Consider the following 14618-nt stretch of genomic DNA (forward strand, 5'->3'; position numbering starts at 1 on the left):
GCACACGGTCGCAATACTCAACCCCCACCCTGGCCGTTGGGGTCTCGCACCTCATCGTAGGCCCGTTCGCATGTCAGTCCCGCGATGCGGGCACGATCTGCAACGCCCGCAAGCGCTTCAGCTCGATCGATAGCGCGGCCAAGCATGTAGGCGAGCAGATCGACGGCAGCGGCTCCTGACGGGCCTGCGTCGGCAAGGGCGGGCTGTTCGGCAACTGCGGCGCGAGCCAACGTGTTTGCGCGGGCACGCAGCCGGTCACGCTCAACACGAGTGCCAGCAGCATCAGCGACCGCGACAGCGGCTTTTTTTCTGGGCATTATCGCGGGCATGCTCCATGGCGGCAGTGCGTCGTCGTTCTTCGGTTCTCGCCGCCTCAACAGCGGCAACAGCGGCCTGGGATTGCGCATCCCGCTCAATGGCCTGGACAGCACGCAACTCGGCCACCTCCCGGCCGTGGAACGCGCCCAGCACGAACCAAGCGACGCCGAGAACGTCAAGATTACGTCAATATCGGAGCCGGAAAAGAAACAGCCGCCATTGCTGGCGGCTGTAGGTGCCTGAATTAACAGGACTTTCTTGGTAGGCCCCCCGAGAGTCGAACTCGGCACCAACGGATTATGAGTCCGCTGCTCTAACCAGGCATGAGCTAGAGGCCCTAAAAACTTTTACTGCCCTTCCAGGAAGCTCTTCAGCTTATCGGCCCGGCTGGGGTGACGCAGCTTGCGCAGCGCTTTCGCTTCTATTTGGCGGATGCGCTCGCGCGTGACGTCGAACTGCTTGCCCACTTCTTCCAGGGTCTGGTCCGTGCTCATTTCGATGCCGAAACGCATACGCAGAACCTTGGCTTCACGCGGGGTGAGAGAGTCTAGCACTTCCTTGACCACATCGCGCATGGAACCGTGCAAAGCCGCGTCGGAAGGCGCCAGCGTGGACGTGTCTTCGATGAAATCGCCCAGGTGCGAGTCGTCGTCGTCACCGATAGGCGTTTCCATGGAGATCGGTTCCTTGGCGATCTTCAGGATCTTGCGGATCTTGTCCTCGGGCATGTCCATCTTCTGCGCCAGGGTCGCGGGATCCGGCTCGGCGCCGGTTTCCTGCAGGATCTGGCGGCTGATCCGGTTCATCTTGTTGATCGTTTCGATCATGTGGACCGGGATACGGATGGTGCGCGCCTGGTCGGCGATGGAACGCGTGATGGCCTGACGGATCCACCAGGTCGCGTAGGTCGAGAACTTGTAGCCGCGACGGTACTCGAACTTGTCCACGGCCTTCATCAGGCCGATGTTGCCTTCCTGGATCAGGTCCAGGAACTGCAGGCCGCGGTTCGTGTACTTCTTGGCGATCGAGATCACCAGACGCAGGTTGGCCTCGGTCATTTCACGCTTGGCCTTGCGGGCCTTGGCTTCGCCGGTGGCCATGCGCTTGTTGACGTCCTTCAGGTCCTTCAACGGCAGCACGACGCGCGTTTGCAGGTCGATGAGCTTCTGCTGCAGTTCCTGCACGGCGGGAATCTGACGCTCCAGCGTTTCGGCGTACGGGTGGCCGGCAGCCACTTCGTCGACGACCCACTGCATGTTGGTTTCGTTGCCCGGGAACACCTTGATGAAGTGCGTGCGCGGCATGCCGGCACGGTCCACACACGTGTGCAGGACAGCGCGTTCGAGCTGGCGCACTTCCTCGACCTGCTGACGCAGGGTGTCCGCCAGCTTCTCGACCATCTTGGCCGTGAAGCGGATGCCCATCAGTTCATTCTGGATGGATTCCTGGGCGCGCACGTAGACGTCCGACTTGTAGCCGTCCTTCTCGTACGAGTGGCGCATCTTCTCGAACTGCTTGCCGACTTCGTCGAACTTGGCCAGGGCCTTCACGCGCAGGTCTTCCAGCTGCTTGCTGGACATGCCGCCAGCGGGGCCGTCGTCGCCTTCGTCTTCCTCGGCCGTGACGCCGGCGCCGGCGTATTCCTCGCCGTCTTCCGGATCGACCAGGCCGTCGACCACTTCGTCGATCTGGGCCTGGCCTTCACGCACGCGCAGGATGTGAGCCAGGATCTCGTTGATCGTGGTCGGGCAGGCCGAGATGGCCATGACCATGTGCTTCAGGCCGTCTTCGATGCGCTTGGCGATTTCGATTTCGCCTTCGCGCGTCAGCAGTTCCACCGAGCCCATTTCACGCATGTACATGCGCACGGGGTCCGTGGTGCGGCCGAAATCCGAGTCAACGGTCGTCAGCGCGGCTTCGGCTTCGTCTTCGACGTCGTCGTCGTTGGACGCGACCGGCGCGTTTTCGCTCATCAGCAGCGTTTCGGCATCGGGCGCCTGGTCGTAGACCGCGATGCCCATGTCGCTGAACGTGCTGATGATGCCGTCGATCGCTTCCGCGTCGACCAGATCGTCGGGCAGATGATCGTTGATTTCGCCGTAGGTCAGGTAGCCGCGGTCCTTGCCCAGCTTGATCAGCTGCTTCAGGCGGTTGCGGCGCGCTTCGTATTCTTCGGGCGTGACGGGGCCGCGGGCGATCAGATCCTTGGGATCGGCCTTGCCGCGCTTGCCGCCACGCTTGGGCGGCTTCAGATCGGGCAGAACTTCGCCGTCGCCGTCCATGGTGTCGTCAAAGCCGTCGGAATCATTGTTCGCGTTCTTGGCGGGACGTCCCGGGCGCCGGCCGCTGGGTGCGGGGCGCGCGCTGCCCACCAGGTCGGCGAGCTTGTCTTCGGCCTTCTTGGCGCGAGCCTTGGTCACCTTCTCGGGCTTGTCAGCCGCGGCAGCCTTGGCCGTCTTCTTGGCGGCCGTCTTGGCTGCGGGCTTGGCGACCTTCACCGCCGTCTTGGCGGGCGCCTTTTCCGCTGCCATGCTTACGACGCGCTTGGTCGTGGTGGCCTTGGTTTCGGCCGCATCAATTGCAGAGGAGGATTTGCCGGTGGATTTGGTCATAGTCGCTTCCGTGGTCGTCGCAACCCGTTCGGGCATGTTGCACCGCATGAAGCCGCTTTGGACAGCGGTCCAACGCGGCGGTTATACGGGTAAATCTGGTGAATAAGCGGAGATCACGCGGCTGCGTTGTTCGCAGCGCCGGCTCTTGCGAGCCCGCTTGGCGCCGTTGCGGTGCAATACCGTACTCGCGCGTTGCGTGCATGACCTCATCCTGCGTAGGCTCCCGGGCGTCGGGGGGGCTGCCTGCCTATAAATAGGCTTTGCTTGCTTATCGGGCCTTTGCCCCAAGCAGCTGAGTAGACACAGCACCCAAACCACTAACGCCATCCGGAGATAACCACCGCCGAACTGCTTGATTCACCGCTTAGCTATATTAATTAACCATGTAACAAAGTTGACGCGCGCATCCGCTTTTATTTCTGCCGTTGCGCATCTGACGTTCCGTTTTCTGGAGCATCCGCCACGCCCGGATCGCCGGTCCCGCGTCAAACCCTATACATCCATTAGATTCTGGCTGCCGGAATAGATTCCGCCCGCCGAATGCATTTCTTGTTGCTCACGCCTCGTGGCACGAGGACTAGCGCCAAATTCAGCAAGAATCAGGCCGCAATCAACTGCAAGCGCCACAATCCGCGTACATCAGAAGACAGACCTATCAGGCAGGCTCGCGCCCAACCTCACACTCCCGTCCCGCCCGCCGCAAAAAAACTCGCTTCGCAAGCGGACAACCTTTGATTTTAGCGCATTTAGCGCACGCCAGCACCTTTCAGCACGGCCATGCGGCTGGAAAGCTCCTGATAGCGTTTGCGCGCCTCTTCCGTGGCCAGGCCCGCCGCAGCGAGCTTGGCCATTTCCAGCTTGGCCGAGTCAAATTCGATCCGTCTCAAGGCGTCGTCCCATTCCGTTTGCGGATCAGGCAGGTCTTCCTGGGACAGGATGTCGGCCCGCAGGCCCTTCAGCACCGTCGCCAGATCCGAATCCGGCTCCGCGGCTTCCAGCAGGGCGCCGACATGGCGGGCGCCGCTGGACTGCGCCAGCATGATCAGGTCTCTTACAAGACCTAGATGGGGGCCGTGGTCGATGACTTCAAGCTGCTGATCACCCATGGAGTCGACCAGTTCGGGATGCGCCAGCAGCAAGCCCAGCAGGCGCTTGGCCAGCGACGGCATGGTGCGGCGGCCTTCAAACCCGCCCACATCGTTGTCGCGCTTGCCTTTCCAGCCGCCTTTGCCGCCCTTCCAGTCACCCTTGCCCTTCCAGTCGCTTTTGCCCTTCCACTCCTGCTTTCCGCCGCCGCGCTGAGCTCCTCCGCCACCAAAGTCGGAACCCTGGGACGGTAGATGAACCTGGTCCGCGTAGTCGGACTCGTCGGCCGGGATGTCATGAAAATCGTGTCCGGCGAAATCGTAGCCAGCGTCCGTATAGCCCGGCTCGTGGCTCGGCGCCGCAACCGCGCCGGCATCCCCTCCCGTGGCGCCCGGCTTGGGCGCGGGCGCGAAGGGTTTTGCGGGCTGCTGAGCCAGCACCTGCGCCATTTCCTCGGGCGTCAGCTGTACCAGCTTTGCCATTTCCCGCTCGATCTGCACGCGCAACGCGCATTCGGGAATGGCAGCCAGCAATGGCTTGGCCTCGTGCAGGCAACTGGCCCGCCCTTCGGCTTCGTTCATGTTGTGCCGCGAGGCCAGCTCGTCCAGCAGGAAGCGGGACAGCGCCACGGCCTCTCCCAGGCACGCCCGGAAAGCTTCCGCGCCCAGTTCGCGCACATACGAGTCGGGATCGTGCTCTGACGGCAGAAACAGGAAGCGGATCGCAATGTCGTCGCGCAGCACGGGCAGGCAAGCCTGCAGTGCACGCCACGCGGCGCGCCGACCCGCGCCGTCGCCGTCGAAGCTGAAGATGACCTTGTCGCTGGCGCGCAGCAGCTTCTTGACGTGGTCCGGCGTGGTAGCCGTACCCAGCGTCGCTACCGCGTTGGCGATGCCTTGCTGAGCCAGGCCGACCACGTCCATGTAGCCTTCGACCACAATGACCTGCCCTTCCTGGCGTATGGCCTGGCGCGCCTCCCACAGCCCGTAGAGCTCGTGTCCCTTCGAGAACAGCGGGGTTTCGGGCGAATTCAGGTACTTGGGTTCGCCCTTGCCGATGATGCGCCCGCCGAAGCCGATGAGACTGCCCCGCGCATTGCGGATCGGGAACATGACGCGTTCCCGGAAACGGTCGTAGCGACGTCCGTCTTCGGATTCGATAACCAGTCCGGATTCCACCAGGACGGGGTCCTCGTAATTCGGGAAGACCTGCGACAGGCCGTGGCGGTCTGTGCCGGACCATCCCAGGCCGAAATGCGCCGCGATTTCACCGGTCAGGCCGCGCTGCTTCAAATAGCGGATCGCCGCGGGCGAGGCCCGCAATTGCTTGAGGTAATGCGCCTGAGCGGCATCCAGCACCTGCGTGTGGCGGGATTCCTCGGCCTTGCGGCGCGCGGTTTCCTGCTGCTGGCGTGGACTGCGGTTTTCTTCGGGGACCGTCATTCCCGCCGATGCCGCGAGCGTGCGCACGGCATCGGGGAAACTGGCGCCCGTGTGTTCCATCAGGAAGGTGATGGCGCTGCCATGCGCTCCGCAACCGAAGCAGTGATAGAACTGCTTGGTGGGGCTGACAGTGAACGAGGGACTTTTTTCGTTATGAAAAGGGCACAGGCCAAGCAAGTTGGCCCCGCCCTTTCTCAACTGCACGTATCGCCCGACTATGTCGACGACGTCGACTCGGGCGAGCAAATCCTGGATGAATGATTCTGGAATCAATAGATTCGGGAATCAAAAATCAATACAGGCGCGGGGGCAGTTGTTGGCTACGGATGCGCTTGTAGTGGCGCTTCACAGCGGCGGCGTGCTTGCGCTTGCGCTCAGCCGTGGGCTTCTCATAGAACTCGCGCGAACGCAGCTCGGTGAGCAAACCGGTCTTTTCGATGGTGCGCTTGAAGCGGCGCAGAGCGGCTTCAAACGGTTCGTTTTCCTTCAGTCGAACGATAGGCATAAAGTGATTGGCCTGCTTGTAGGGTAACAAAAGTTGATGACAAACCTGGCTTGCTTACCAGCAACGCTGCGCGGGTCCAGGTACGCGTAAACGGCCTCGTGGATACCAAAATCATACCAACAGAGGCAGGCACCGCGAACGGGGAACCTTGAAAGCGCAATCCAGGCGCCGGACTCCGGCTTCAGCGCTGCTTGACAGCCCTGAACCACAGACCCATCCCGGATTTCCGCTGGCTGTTTCCGTTACCCAAAGACTACCCAAAGAGTAACAAGCCAAGTTCGGTTTAGCGATAACCAGCGATTCTAGCATGGTCATGGCTGTTTTGACTACTGGAGGGACAGTCTGGCGCCCTGGGCGGCCAGAATGCCCTCTCCTGCCGAAACGCCATGCTCAGCTCTTGGAGCCCTTGCGGATCCAGGCCTCGAGCTGGTGCGGACGCAGGCTGTCGTAGTCTTCGAAAGGCTGGTGGATCCAGGGGTTCGTCGGCAGCTTGTCGACGTAGTAGTCCGGCGTCGCCTGGGAATGCCCCTTCCACCACAGCACCGCGCTGCGCAGCTCGGTGATGTCGGCAAACTGGCTTTTCAGGTGATCGTAGACCTTGCTGAAGGTCTTGCCGGTATCGACCATGTCGTCCACCAGCAACACTCGCCCGGACAGCGTGCCGCGCGTGATGGTGATGAACTGGGCGATATCCATGTCGCCCTGCTTGGTGCCGGCCGCTTCGCGATAGCTGCTCGTGGCCAGGATGCCCAGCGGCACGTCAAAAATACGGGACATAACGTCACCGACGCGCATGCCGCCGCGCGCCAGGCAAAGAATCTTGTCGAACTTCCAACCCGATTGATGCACCTGCAAGGTAAGGCGCTCGATCAGGCGGTTGTAGTCGTCCCACGTCACCCACAGATGGCTGTCATCATTGGTCGGCGTGCTCATAGGCAAGCATCTCCTGCTTAATAAATACGAAAAGGCCGCCGCCGGTATGAGACCGGCGGCGGCCTTGCGAATAATAACCCGATGTCAGCCCTTCAGGGGATGACGCAGCACAATGGTTTCATTGCGGTCCGGGCCGGTCGACACCAGGTCGATGGGCACGCCGCAAACTTCGGCCACGCGCTCCAGGTAGCGACGCGCCGCCTGGGGCAGCTTGTCGTACTCGGTGATGCCGACGGTGGATTCGCTCCAACCCGGCAGCTCTTCCAGCACCGGCTGCGCCTGCGCCACGGCATGCGCGCCATAAGGCAGCACATCGCGGAATTCGCCGTTGACGCGGTAGCCGACGCCCAGCTGGATGGTTTCCAGACCATCAAGCACATCCAGCTTGGTGATGCACAGGCCGGTGATGCCGTTCAGGCGGACCGAGCGCTTGAGCGCGGCGCCGTCGAACCAGCCGCAGCGGCGCGGACGGCCCGTGACGGAACCGAATTCCTTGCCGATCGTGGCCAGGCGGGTACCGATCTCGTCGACCAGCTCCGTGGGGAACGGACCCGAACCGACGCGAGTCGTATAGGCCTTGGTGATACCCAGGACGTAGTCCAGTTGCTGCGGACCGACGCCCGCGCCTGCCGAGGCGGCGCCAGCAACGCAATTGCTGCTGGTGACGAAAGGATAGGTGCCGTGGTCGACGTCCAGCAAAGCGCCTTGCGCGCCTTCGAACAACAGGCGCTTGCCTTCCTGCTGCATGGCGTACAGGTTGCTCGACACGTCCTTGACCATCGGGGCGATGGCCGGAGCCAGCGCCATGGCCTGGTCGCGCACTTCATTGGCGGAAACCGCCTCGGCGCCCAGGTACTTGGTCAGCACGAAGTTGTGGTAATCCAGCACTTCGGCGAGTTTTTCGTCGAACAGCGCGGGATTGAACAGGTCCTGCACGCGCAGCGCGCGGCGGGCGACCTTGTCTTCATAGGCCGGGCCGATGCCGCGACCGGTCGTGCCGATCTTGCCGTCGCCCTTGCGCGCCTCGCGCGCCTTGTCGATGGCGACGTGGTACGGCAGGATCAGCGGGCAGATTTCGGAAATCTGCAGGCGCGAACGCACGTCCAGACCGGCGGCCTCAAGCTCTTCGATTTCCTTGAGCAGGGCTTCCGGGGACAGCACGACGCCGTTGCCGATGAAGCAGGTGACGCCGGGATGCATGATGCCCGACGGGATCAGGCGGAGAATCGTCTTCTTGCCGTTGATCCACAGCGTATGGCCGGCATTGTGACCGCCTTGGAAGCGGACCACGCCCTGGACGGATTCCGCCAGCCAGTCGACGATCTTGCCCTTGCCCTCGTCACCCCACTGGGTGCCGATTACGACTACGTTCTTGCTCATGTTACGAATCAATATCGAGTTTCTCGGGAAATCCGGAAATCTCCCCGCGGCCCTCTCGTTGCCGAGAGGGGGTTAGTCACAGCGTTCTGACCGTCCAGGCGCCATCCTGCAGCGCCAGCTCGCGATCGCAAACGAATTCGTCCTGATCCTGCTCGTGACCGGGCAATACCTGAACGACAATTTCCCCCGACCGGCGCAGGCGGCGCACCGCCTCGGTCAGGGCGGGGGCTTGCCCCCAGGGCGCACGTACCGCACGCGCCCTTTCCGCCGGCGGCAAACCCGCCGCCAGCTTGCGTAAATCAAGACTGAAGCCGGTGGCGGGACGGGCCCGGCCAAACGCACGGCTGACATCGTCATAACGGCCGCCGCTGACCAGCGCATCGCGCCAGCCTTCGGCATACAGCGCGAACTTCACGCCGGAATGGTAGCCATAGCCGCCCACGTCGGCCAGGTCCACGCCGAACGCCACATTGGGCATGGCGTCGACCACCAACTGCAGCGCGTCCAGCGCAGCCACGACACCCGGCAGCAGAGGGAGTTCACGGCGCGCCTCCTGCAGCACTTCCGGCCCGCCGTATAGCTTGGGCAGCAATTGCAGGGCTTTCAGGGTCTCTGCACGCAACCCGGGAGCCCGCTCGGCCAATTCACCCAGTCCGGGAACGTCCTTCTCGCGCATCAGCAGGATGACGTCCTGCGACAGGGCCGTCGCCGCCGGATCGGACTCCAGCAGCGCGCGCAGCACGCCCGGATGGCACAGATCGAGCCTAGGGTTACGCACGCCGGCAATCGCCACGGTTTCCAGCACCAGCTGGATGATCTCCAGGTCGGCCTCGAAGCCGGCGTGGCCGTAGATTTCAGCGCCGATCTGCAGCAGCTCGCGGCTGGCCAGCAGGTCCGCCGGGCGGGCATGCAGCACGTTGCCGCAATAGCACAGGCGGGTAACGCCAGCGCGGTTCAACAAATGCGCGTCGATGCGCGTAACCTGAGGCGTCATGTCCGCGCGCACGCCCAGCGTGCGTCCGGACAATTGATCGACCAGCTTGCAAGTGCGCAGATCCAGATCGCTGCCCGTGCCGGACAACAATGAATCGATGTATTCGACCAGGGGCGGCGCGACCAGCTCGAAACCGTAAGTGCGATACAGATCGAGAAGTTCGCGGCGCAATTCCTCGATGCGCCGGGCCTCTGCCGGAAGTACGTCGGCAAGGCTCTCGGGCAGCAACCAGTTACCCATGAATGTTTACCTGAAGAACGCCAAGTGATGCGTGGGCGTCGCCCAAACGAAAAAGCGGCTGAGGGGGCGTAAGCCCGCTCAGCCGCTGCGGAATGTTTTCTAGCTTACGGGGTATTGTACATGGTTCGGCGGCCAATGCCAGCCGGGACTGCCGCGGCAGCTTAACCGTCCCCTATTGCGGGGAATTCGGGATGCCGCCTTGCCAGCAAGCAAAAAGCCCCTTGGACTTCCAAGGGGCTTTTCTTCCGCATTACCGTCGCCGCATCACTTGGCCGGCACGGTCACCGGCGCCAGGGCGTCGCCGGTGGGATCCTTCATGAACTGGAAGAAGCTGGAGCTGGGGTCGACCACCAGCACGTCGCCCGGCTTCGAGAACGAAGCGCGGTAGGCCTCCAGGCTCTTGTAGTACGTGTAGAACTGCGGGTTCTTGCCGTAGGCCTGCGAATAGATCGCGGCAGCCGCGGCATCGCCCTCACCCATGATGCCCTGGGCCTTGGCGTAGGCCTGGGCCACGATGACTTCACGCTGACGGTCAGCTTCGGCGCGGATCTTTTCGCCTTCGGCGGCGCCGATGGAACGCAGCTCGTTGGCGACGCGCGTACGCTCCGCTTCCATGCGGCGATACACCGATTCCGAAATTTCCGGCGCAAACTCGATGCGGCGCAGACGCACGTCGACGATCTGGACGCCCAACGGTTCGGCGCGCTTGGCGACGTTGGTCAGGATTTCGGCCATGATCTTGTCGCGTTCGGTCGAGACCACGTCGCGCACCGTGCGCACGTTGACCGAAGCGTTCAACGCGTCGCGGATCAGCGCCTGCAGGCGCTCCTGCGCCACGCGCTCGTTGCCGCCGGTGGACACGTAGTACTGGCGCGGATCCAGAATGCGCCACTTGACGTACGAATCGATCAGCAGGTTCTTCTTTTCGGAAGTCTGGATGCGTTCGGCTTCGTTGGTTTCGATGGTCAGAATGCGCTTGTCGAGCGTCACGACATTCTGGAACGGAGGCGGCGCCTTGAAGTAAAGGCCGGGTTCGTTGATGGTCTTGCGTACTTCACCCAGCGAGAACACCAGGGCGTAGTCGCGCTCGCGCACGACGAAGACGCAGGAAGAAAGGGCGGCCAGCACGATGAGCAGGCCGACCAGGATAGGCATGAGACGTTGCATGATCAGGACTCCTCCGGGTTAGCGCGACGTACGGTCGCGAGGCAGCGTGTTGCTATTGCTGCTGCCGGAAGACTGAGGCACCGGCGCGGCGCTGCCGCGAGCCGGCGACTGCGCGGGCGGAGCCAGCGTGGTCGAACCGGAACCGGCGACACCGGACTTGCTGGCGTCCTGAGCTGCCAGATGCATGATCTTGTCCAAGGGCAGGTACAGCATGTTGTTGTTGCTCTTGGTGTCGACCATGACCTTGCTGGCGCGCGTGAAGATCTCCTGCATGCTCTCCAGATACATGCGCTGGCGCATGACCTGCGGCGACTTTTCGTATTCGCCGAGGATGCTGGTGAAGCGCGAGGTATTACCCTGGGCGTCACCGACAACCTTGGCCTTGTAGCCTTCGGCCTGCTCCGTCATGCGGGAAGCCTGGCCGCTGGCCAGCGGCACGACCTGGTTGGCGTAGGCCTGGCCTTCGTTGATCTGGCGCTCGCGGTCCTGGCCCGCCTTGACGGCGTCGTCGAACGCGGCTTGCACCTGTTCAGGCGGCTGCACGTTCTGGATGGCCACAGTACTGACCTGCACGCCAGTCTGGTAGCGGTCCAGGATCTGCTGCATCAGGGTTTGCACTTGCGTGGCCACCGTGGTGCGGCCTTCGTAGAGCACGAAGTCCATGGACTGCTTGCCCACGACTTCGCGCATGGCCGTTTCTGAGGCCTGGCGGACGGATTCATCCGGATCGCGCGTCATGAAGAGGTAGTCGGGCGCGCCATCGGCACGCAGGCGGTACTGCACGACGAACTGCATATCGACGATGTTCTCGTCCGTCGTGAGCATCAGCGCTTCAGGCAGAACCTTGTTGCGCGCGCCGCCACGGAAACCGACTTCGAACGTGCGCAGTTGCGACACGTTGACCATTTCGTGGCTTTGAATGGGGTACGGCAGGCGCCATTGGAAACCGGCTTGCGACGTCGACTTGTACTTGCCGAACTGTGTCACAACCGCGACCTGGCCTTCCTGCACGATGTAGAAACCGCTGGCCAGCCAGATGCCGGCCGCGACCAGGGCGATCACCCCCAGGCCGATGCGCGCACCGCGCGGCGACGGCGGCGTCATGCCGCCGCGGTTTCCGGGGCGGTTATTGCCGCCCCCGCCCTTGCGCCCGAACAACGATCCGATGCGATTGTTGAAATCGCGCCAGACCTCGTCCAGGTCGGGAGGGCCGTCTCCGTTGCCTTGGGGCCGCTTGGGCGGCGGCTCGGAGCCATTGTTGTTCCCACGACCCCAGCCGGGGTCATTCAGATTGAAGAGTTTGATAATTCGCGGCATTGTTTCCCACAATCTGTCCGGTTTCCGCAATTGCCCCGCGCAACGCATCCAAACCGGCGCGCTCGGTGGCGCTTACAAATACTCGCGCAATCGTACCATGTGCATCGCGTTCCACCCGCGGCTCCAATCCGGCGAGATCGATCTTGTTGTAGACCAGAATGGTGGGAATCGAGGCCGCGCCGATTTCGGCCAGAACCTTGTTCACCTCAAAGATCTGCTCATCGCGCTGCGGGCTGGCGGCATCGACCACGTGCAGCAGCAGGTCGGCATGCACGGTTTCTTCCAGGGTGGCGCGGAACGCCGCGATCAGGCCGTGGGGCAGATCGCGGATGAACCCGACCGTATCGGACACCACCACCGAGCCCGCCCCTTCGATCCAGATGCGGCGCGTGGTCGTATCCAGCGTCGCGAACAACTGGTCGGCGGCGTAGCTGTCGGCGCGCGTCAAGGCATTGAACAAGGTGGACTTGCCAGCGTTGGTATAGCCGACCAGCGATACCGACAGCGCACCGCCGCGCGCGCGCGCCCGGCGCTGGGTCACGCGCTGGCGTTCGACCTTGTCCAGCCGCTCGCGCAGCACCTTGACCTTGGCGCCGATCATGCGGCGGTCCATTTCGAGCTGGGATTCACCCGGTCCGCGCATGCCGATACCGCCGCGCTGCCGCTCCAGGTGGCTCCACATGCGGGTCAGGCGTGTGGCCAGATGCTGCAGCTGGGCCAATTCGACCTGCAGCTTGCCTTCATGGCTCTTCGCGCGCAGCGCGAAGATGTCGAGAATGAGCGCAACGCGATCCACCACGCGCAAGTTGAAGGCGCGTTCCAGGTTGCGTTGCTGTGCGGGGGACAGCGGCTGGTCGAAAAGGACGATGTCGGCCAGCAAGGCCTGGGCCATCGCCACGCCCTCATCGGCCTTGCCTGAACCGATGAAGAACTTGGCGTCGGGTCTGTCCCGCCGTGCCGTCAAGGTGCCGACGATTTCCGCGCCAGCGCCCTTGGCCAGCATGGCGAATTCCTCGGCATGGGCCGCGAAGTCCGGATCTCCCAGATCCACGCTGATAATCAGAGCGCGCATACATGCACCATATTGGAGCCAAAGCGAAAATGCCCGCCGACGAGGACCGTCCGGCGGGCAATAAAAGGTAAAGCTGGAGCGAGATTACTCAGCAGGGACTTCCACCTGGAAATTCACGGCGCGCGCGGGGACGACGGTCGAAATGGCGTGCTTGTAGACCATTTGCGTGACCGTATTGCGCAGCAGCACCACGTACTGGTCGAAGGATTCGATTTGCCCTTGAAGCTTGATGCCGTTCACCAAGTAAATCGACACGGGCACATGGTCCTTGCGCAGCGTGTTCAGGAACGGATCTTGCAGAGTTTGCCCTTTATTGCTCATTGGCCAGGCTCCATTTGTTTGTTATTGAGTGGTGGCGTACTTCTGTACTGGTGGGGTACGCCGAAACTTGTACTCTACAGGGTTTTCCCGGCCCGTGCTACTTGGGCAGGAAGCAAAAGTGACACCAGAGTTTTCCGACTGGAAAGCTGCTGCCGCTCAAGCCTGCAGGACCTCCGCAAGCGCCTTCAACAGCAGTTCGCACTGCTCGTCGGTGCCCACGGTAATTCGCAAAAATTGATCGATGCGTTCATGGCGGAAATGACGCACGATGATGCTGCGCTCGCGCAAGGCGGCAGCCAGACCGGCGGCATCCTTGTTGGGGTGCCGTGCGAACACGAAGTTCGCGGCCGAGGGCAGCACCTCGAAGCCCAGGGACTGCAGCCCCTCCGTCATCCGCGAACGGGTGTCGATCACGGCCTGGCGGGTGCGTTCAAAGTACTCCACGTCTTCCAGGGCCGCCACCGCTCCCGCAGAGGCAAGACGGTCGATGGGGTAGGAGTTGAAACTGTTCTTTACACGCTCAAGCCCGTCGATGAGTTCGGCGCTGCCTACGGCAAAACCGACGCGCAAGCCCGCCAGCGAACGCGACTTGGACAGCGTCTGCACCACCAGCAGATTGTCGTAGCGGTCCACCAAAGGAATGACGGACTCTCCGCCAAAATCCACGTAGGCCTCATCCACCACGACGACCGCGTCGGGATTGCCGGCCACGATGCGCTCGACCTCCGCCGCGCTGAGGGCGCGGCCGGTGGGCGCATTGGGATTCGGGAAGATGATGGCGCCCGCCTGCCCCTTGGCGCCGGGCAGATAGTCTTCGACTGCGATGCTGAAATCGGCCGTCAGCGGCACCGTTTCGTACTGGATGCCGTACAGGCCGCAATAGACCGGATAGAAGCTGTAGGTAATGTCCGGAAAGCGCAGCGGGCGTTCATGCTTGAGCAACGCAAGGAAGACATGCGCCAGCACTTCGTCGGAGCCGTTGCCCACGAAGACCTGGCCCGGCTGCACACCGACCGTGCCGGCGATGGCCTGCCGCAGGCGGTCGGACGAAGGATCCGGATAGAGCTTAAGGGTGTCGTCGCAGGCCGAGCGGATCGCGTCGAGCACCCTGGGCGACGGGCCGTAAGGATGCTCGTTGGTGTTCAACTTGACCAGATTCTGAAGCTTGGGCTGCTCGCCCGGAACATACGGACTGAGCGTCCCGACCACGGGACTCCAGAAGCGGCTCATG

13 protein-coding genes and 1 tRNA gene are annotated in these 14618 nt (G+C 62.8%); all 14 read right to left on the minus strand.

The genetic code is table 11. The annotated features are described in order from the left end of the window. Nucleotides 1-73 precede the first annotated feature (73 nt). The 14 genes from HV766_RS28040 to hisC all read right to left on the minus strand — a co-directional run bounded on the left by HV766_RS28040 (nucleotide 74) and on the right by hisC (nucleotide 14617). A complete protein-coding gene (locus HV766_RS28040; RefSeq protein ID WP_492302575.1) occupies nucleotides 74-283 on the minus strand; it encodes a hypothetical protein in 210 nt (69 codons plus the stop codon). Further along, a complete protein-coding gene (locus tag HV766_RS30270; RefSeq protein WP_367648238.1) occupies nucleotides 283-471 on the minus strand; it encodes a DUF2514 family protein in 189 nt (62 codons plus the stop codon). Before HV766_RS30270 ends, HV766_RS28040 begins: the two co-directional genes overlap by 1 nt. Before the next feature lie 106 nt (nucleotides 472-577). Further along, nucleotides 578-656 (minus strand) — tRNA-Ile (locus tag HV766_RS28045). A 9-nt stretch (nucleotides 657-665) separates the two neighbouring features. Next, nucleotides 666-2930, minus strand: a complete 2265-nt coding sequence (rpoD, locus tag HV766_RS28050) for an RNA polymerase sigma factor RpoD (protein ID WP_054458639.1) — start codon at nucleotides 2928-2930, stop codon at nucleotides 666-668. Between the two features lie 746 nt (nucleotides 2931-3676). Beyond that, nucleotides 3677-5731, minus strand: a complete 2055-nt coding sequence (gene dnaG, locus HV766_RS28055) for a DNA primase (RefSeq protein WP_054458641.1) — start codon at nucleotides 5729-5731, stop codon at nucleotides 3677-3679. A 19-nt stretch (nucleotides 5732-5750) separates the two neighbouring features. Next, nucleotides 5751-5963 (minus strand): 30S ribosomal protein S21, encoded by a 213-nt coding sequence (gene rpsU / locus HV766_RS28060; RefSeq protein ID WP_006218592.1) that lies wholly within the window; start codon nucleotides 5961-5963, stop codon nucleotides 5751-5753. Nucleotides 5964-6353: 390 nt separating this feature from the next. Further along, the gene (locus HV766_RS28065; RefSeq protein ID WP_042792860.1) at nucleotides 6354-6896 is read right to left on the minus strand and encodes a phosphoribosyltransferase; all 543 of its coding nucleotides are present in this window, start codon (nucleotides 6894-6896) and stop codon (nucleotides 6354-6356) included. 84 nt (nucleotides 6897-6980) lie between these two features. Beyond that, complete coding sequence (locus HV766_RS28070; RefSeq protein WP_042792859.1) at nucleotides 6981-8276, minus strand: adenylosuccinate synthase; 1296 nt, start codon at nucleotides 8274-8276, stop codon at nucleotides 6981-6983. 76 nt (nucleotides 8277-8352) lie between these two features. Then, a complete protein-coding gene (locus HV766_RS28075; RefSeq protein ID WP_054458643.1) occupies nucleotides 8353-9510 on the minus strand; it encodes an ATP phosphoribosyltransferase regulatory subunit in 1158 nt (385 codons plus the stop codon). 264 nt (nucleotides 9511-9774) lie between these two features. Then, the gene (gene hflC / locus HV766_RS28080) at nucleotides 9775-10677 is read right to left on the minus strand and encodes a protease modulator HflC (RefSeq protein WP_054458645.1); all 903 of its coding nucleotides are present in this window, start codon (nucleotides 10675-10677) and stop codon (nucleotides 9775-9777) included. 18 nt (nucleotides 10678-10695) lie between these two features. Continuing rightward, on the minus strand, nucleotides 10696-11994 hold the full coding sequence (hflK, locus tag HV766_RS28085) for an FtsH protease activity modulator HflK (protein ID WP_054458647.1): 1299 nt from the start codon (nucleotides 11992-11994) through the stop codon (nucleotides 10696-10698). Further along, on the minus strand, nucleotides 11960-13066 hold the full coding sequence (gene hflX / locus HV766_RS28090) for a GTPase HflX (protein ID WP_054458649.1): 1107 nt from the start codon (nucleotides 13064-13066) through the stop codon (nucleotides 11960-11962). Before hflX ends, hflK begins: the two co-directional genes overlap by 35 nt. Nucleotides 13067-13150: 84 nt before the next feature. Then, nucleotides 13151-13387, minus strand: a complete 237-nt coding sequence (gene hfq, locus HV766_RS28095) for an RNA chaperone Hfq (RefSeq protein ID WP_006218585.1) — start codon at nucleotides 13385-13387, stop codon at nucleotides 13151-13153. A gap of 156 nt (nucleotides 13388-13543) precedes the next feature. Beyond that, nucleotides 13544-14617, minus strand: a complete 1074-nt coding sequence (hisC, locus tag HV766_RS28100; protein WP_175182240.1) for a histidinol-phosphate transaminase — start codon at nucleotides 14615-14617, stop codon at nucleotides 13544-13546. Between the last annotated feature and the right edge of the window lies 1 nt (nucleotide 14618).

Source organism: Achromobacter aegrifaciens (assembly GCF_902859735.1).
Classification (GTDB): Bacteria; Pseudomonadota; Gammaproteobacteria; order Burkholderiales; family Burkholderiaceae_B; genus Achromobacter; species Achromobacter aegrifaciens.

Bases quoted from the DNA above. Each gene is read 5' to 3' on its own strand.
- rpsU (WP_006218592.1), bottom strand. From the start codon at position 5,963: ATGCCTATCGTTCGACTGAAGGAAAACGAACCGTTTGAAGCCGCTCTG.
- hflC (WP_054458645.1), bottom strand. From the start codon at position 10,677: ATGCAACGTCTCATGCCTATCCTGGTCGGCCTGCTCATCGTGCTGGCC.
- HV766_RS28075 (WP_054458643.1), bottom strand. From the start codon at position 9,510: ATGGGTAACTGGTTGCTGCCCGAGAGCCTTGCCGACGTACTTCCGGCA.
- hflX (WP_054458649.1), bottom strand. From the start codon at position 13,066: ATGCGCGCTCTGATTATCAGCGTGGATCTGGGAGATCCGGACTTCGCG.
- hisC (WP_175182240.1), bottom strand. From the start codon at position 14,617: ATGAGCCGCTTCTGGAGTCCCGTGGTCGGGACGCTCAGTCCGTATGTT.
- hflK (WP_054458647.1), bottom strand. From the start codon at position 11,994: ATGCCGCGAATTATCAAACTCTTCAATCTGAATGACCCCGGCTGGGGT.
- HV766_RS28040 (WP_492302575.1), bottom strand. From the start codon at position 283: ATGCTGCTGGCACTCGTGTTGAGCGTGACCGGCTGCGTGCCCGCGCAA.
- hfq (WP_006218585.1), bottom strand. From the start codon at position 13,387: ATGAGCAATAAAGGGCAAACTCTGCAAGATCCGTTCCTGAACACGCTG.
- HV766_RS28070 (WP_042792859.1), bottom strand. From the start codon at position 8,276: ATGAGCAAGAACGTAGTCGTAATCGGCACCCAGTGGGGTGACGAGGGC.
- HV766_RS28065 (WP_042792860.1), bottom strand. From the start codon at position 6,896: ATGAGCACGCCGACCAATGATGACAGCCATCTGTGGGTGACGTGGGAC.
- rpoD (WP_054458639.1), bottom strand. From the start codon at position 2,930: ATGACCAAATCCACCGGCAAATCCTCCTCTGCAATTGATGCGGCCGAA.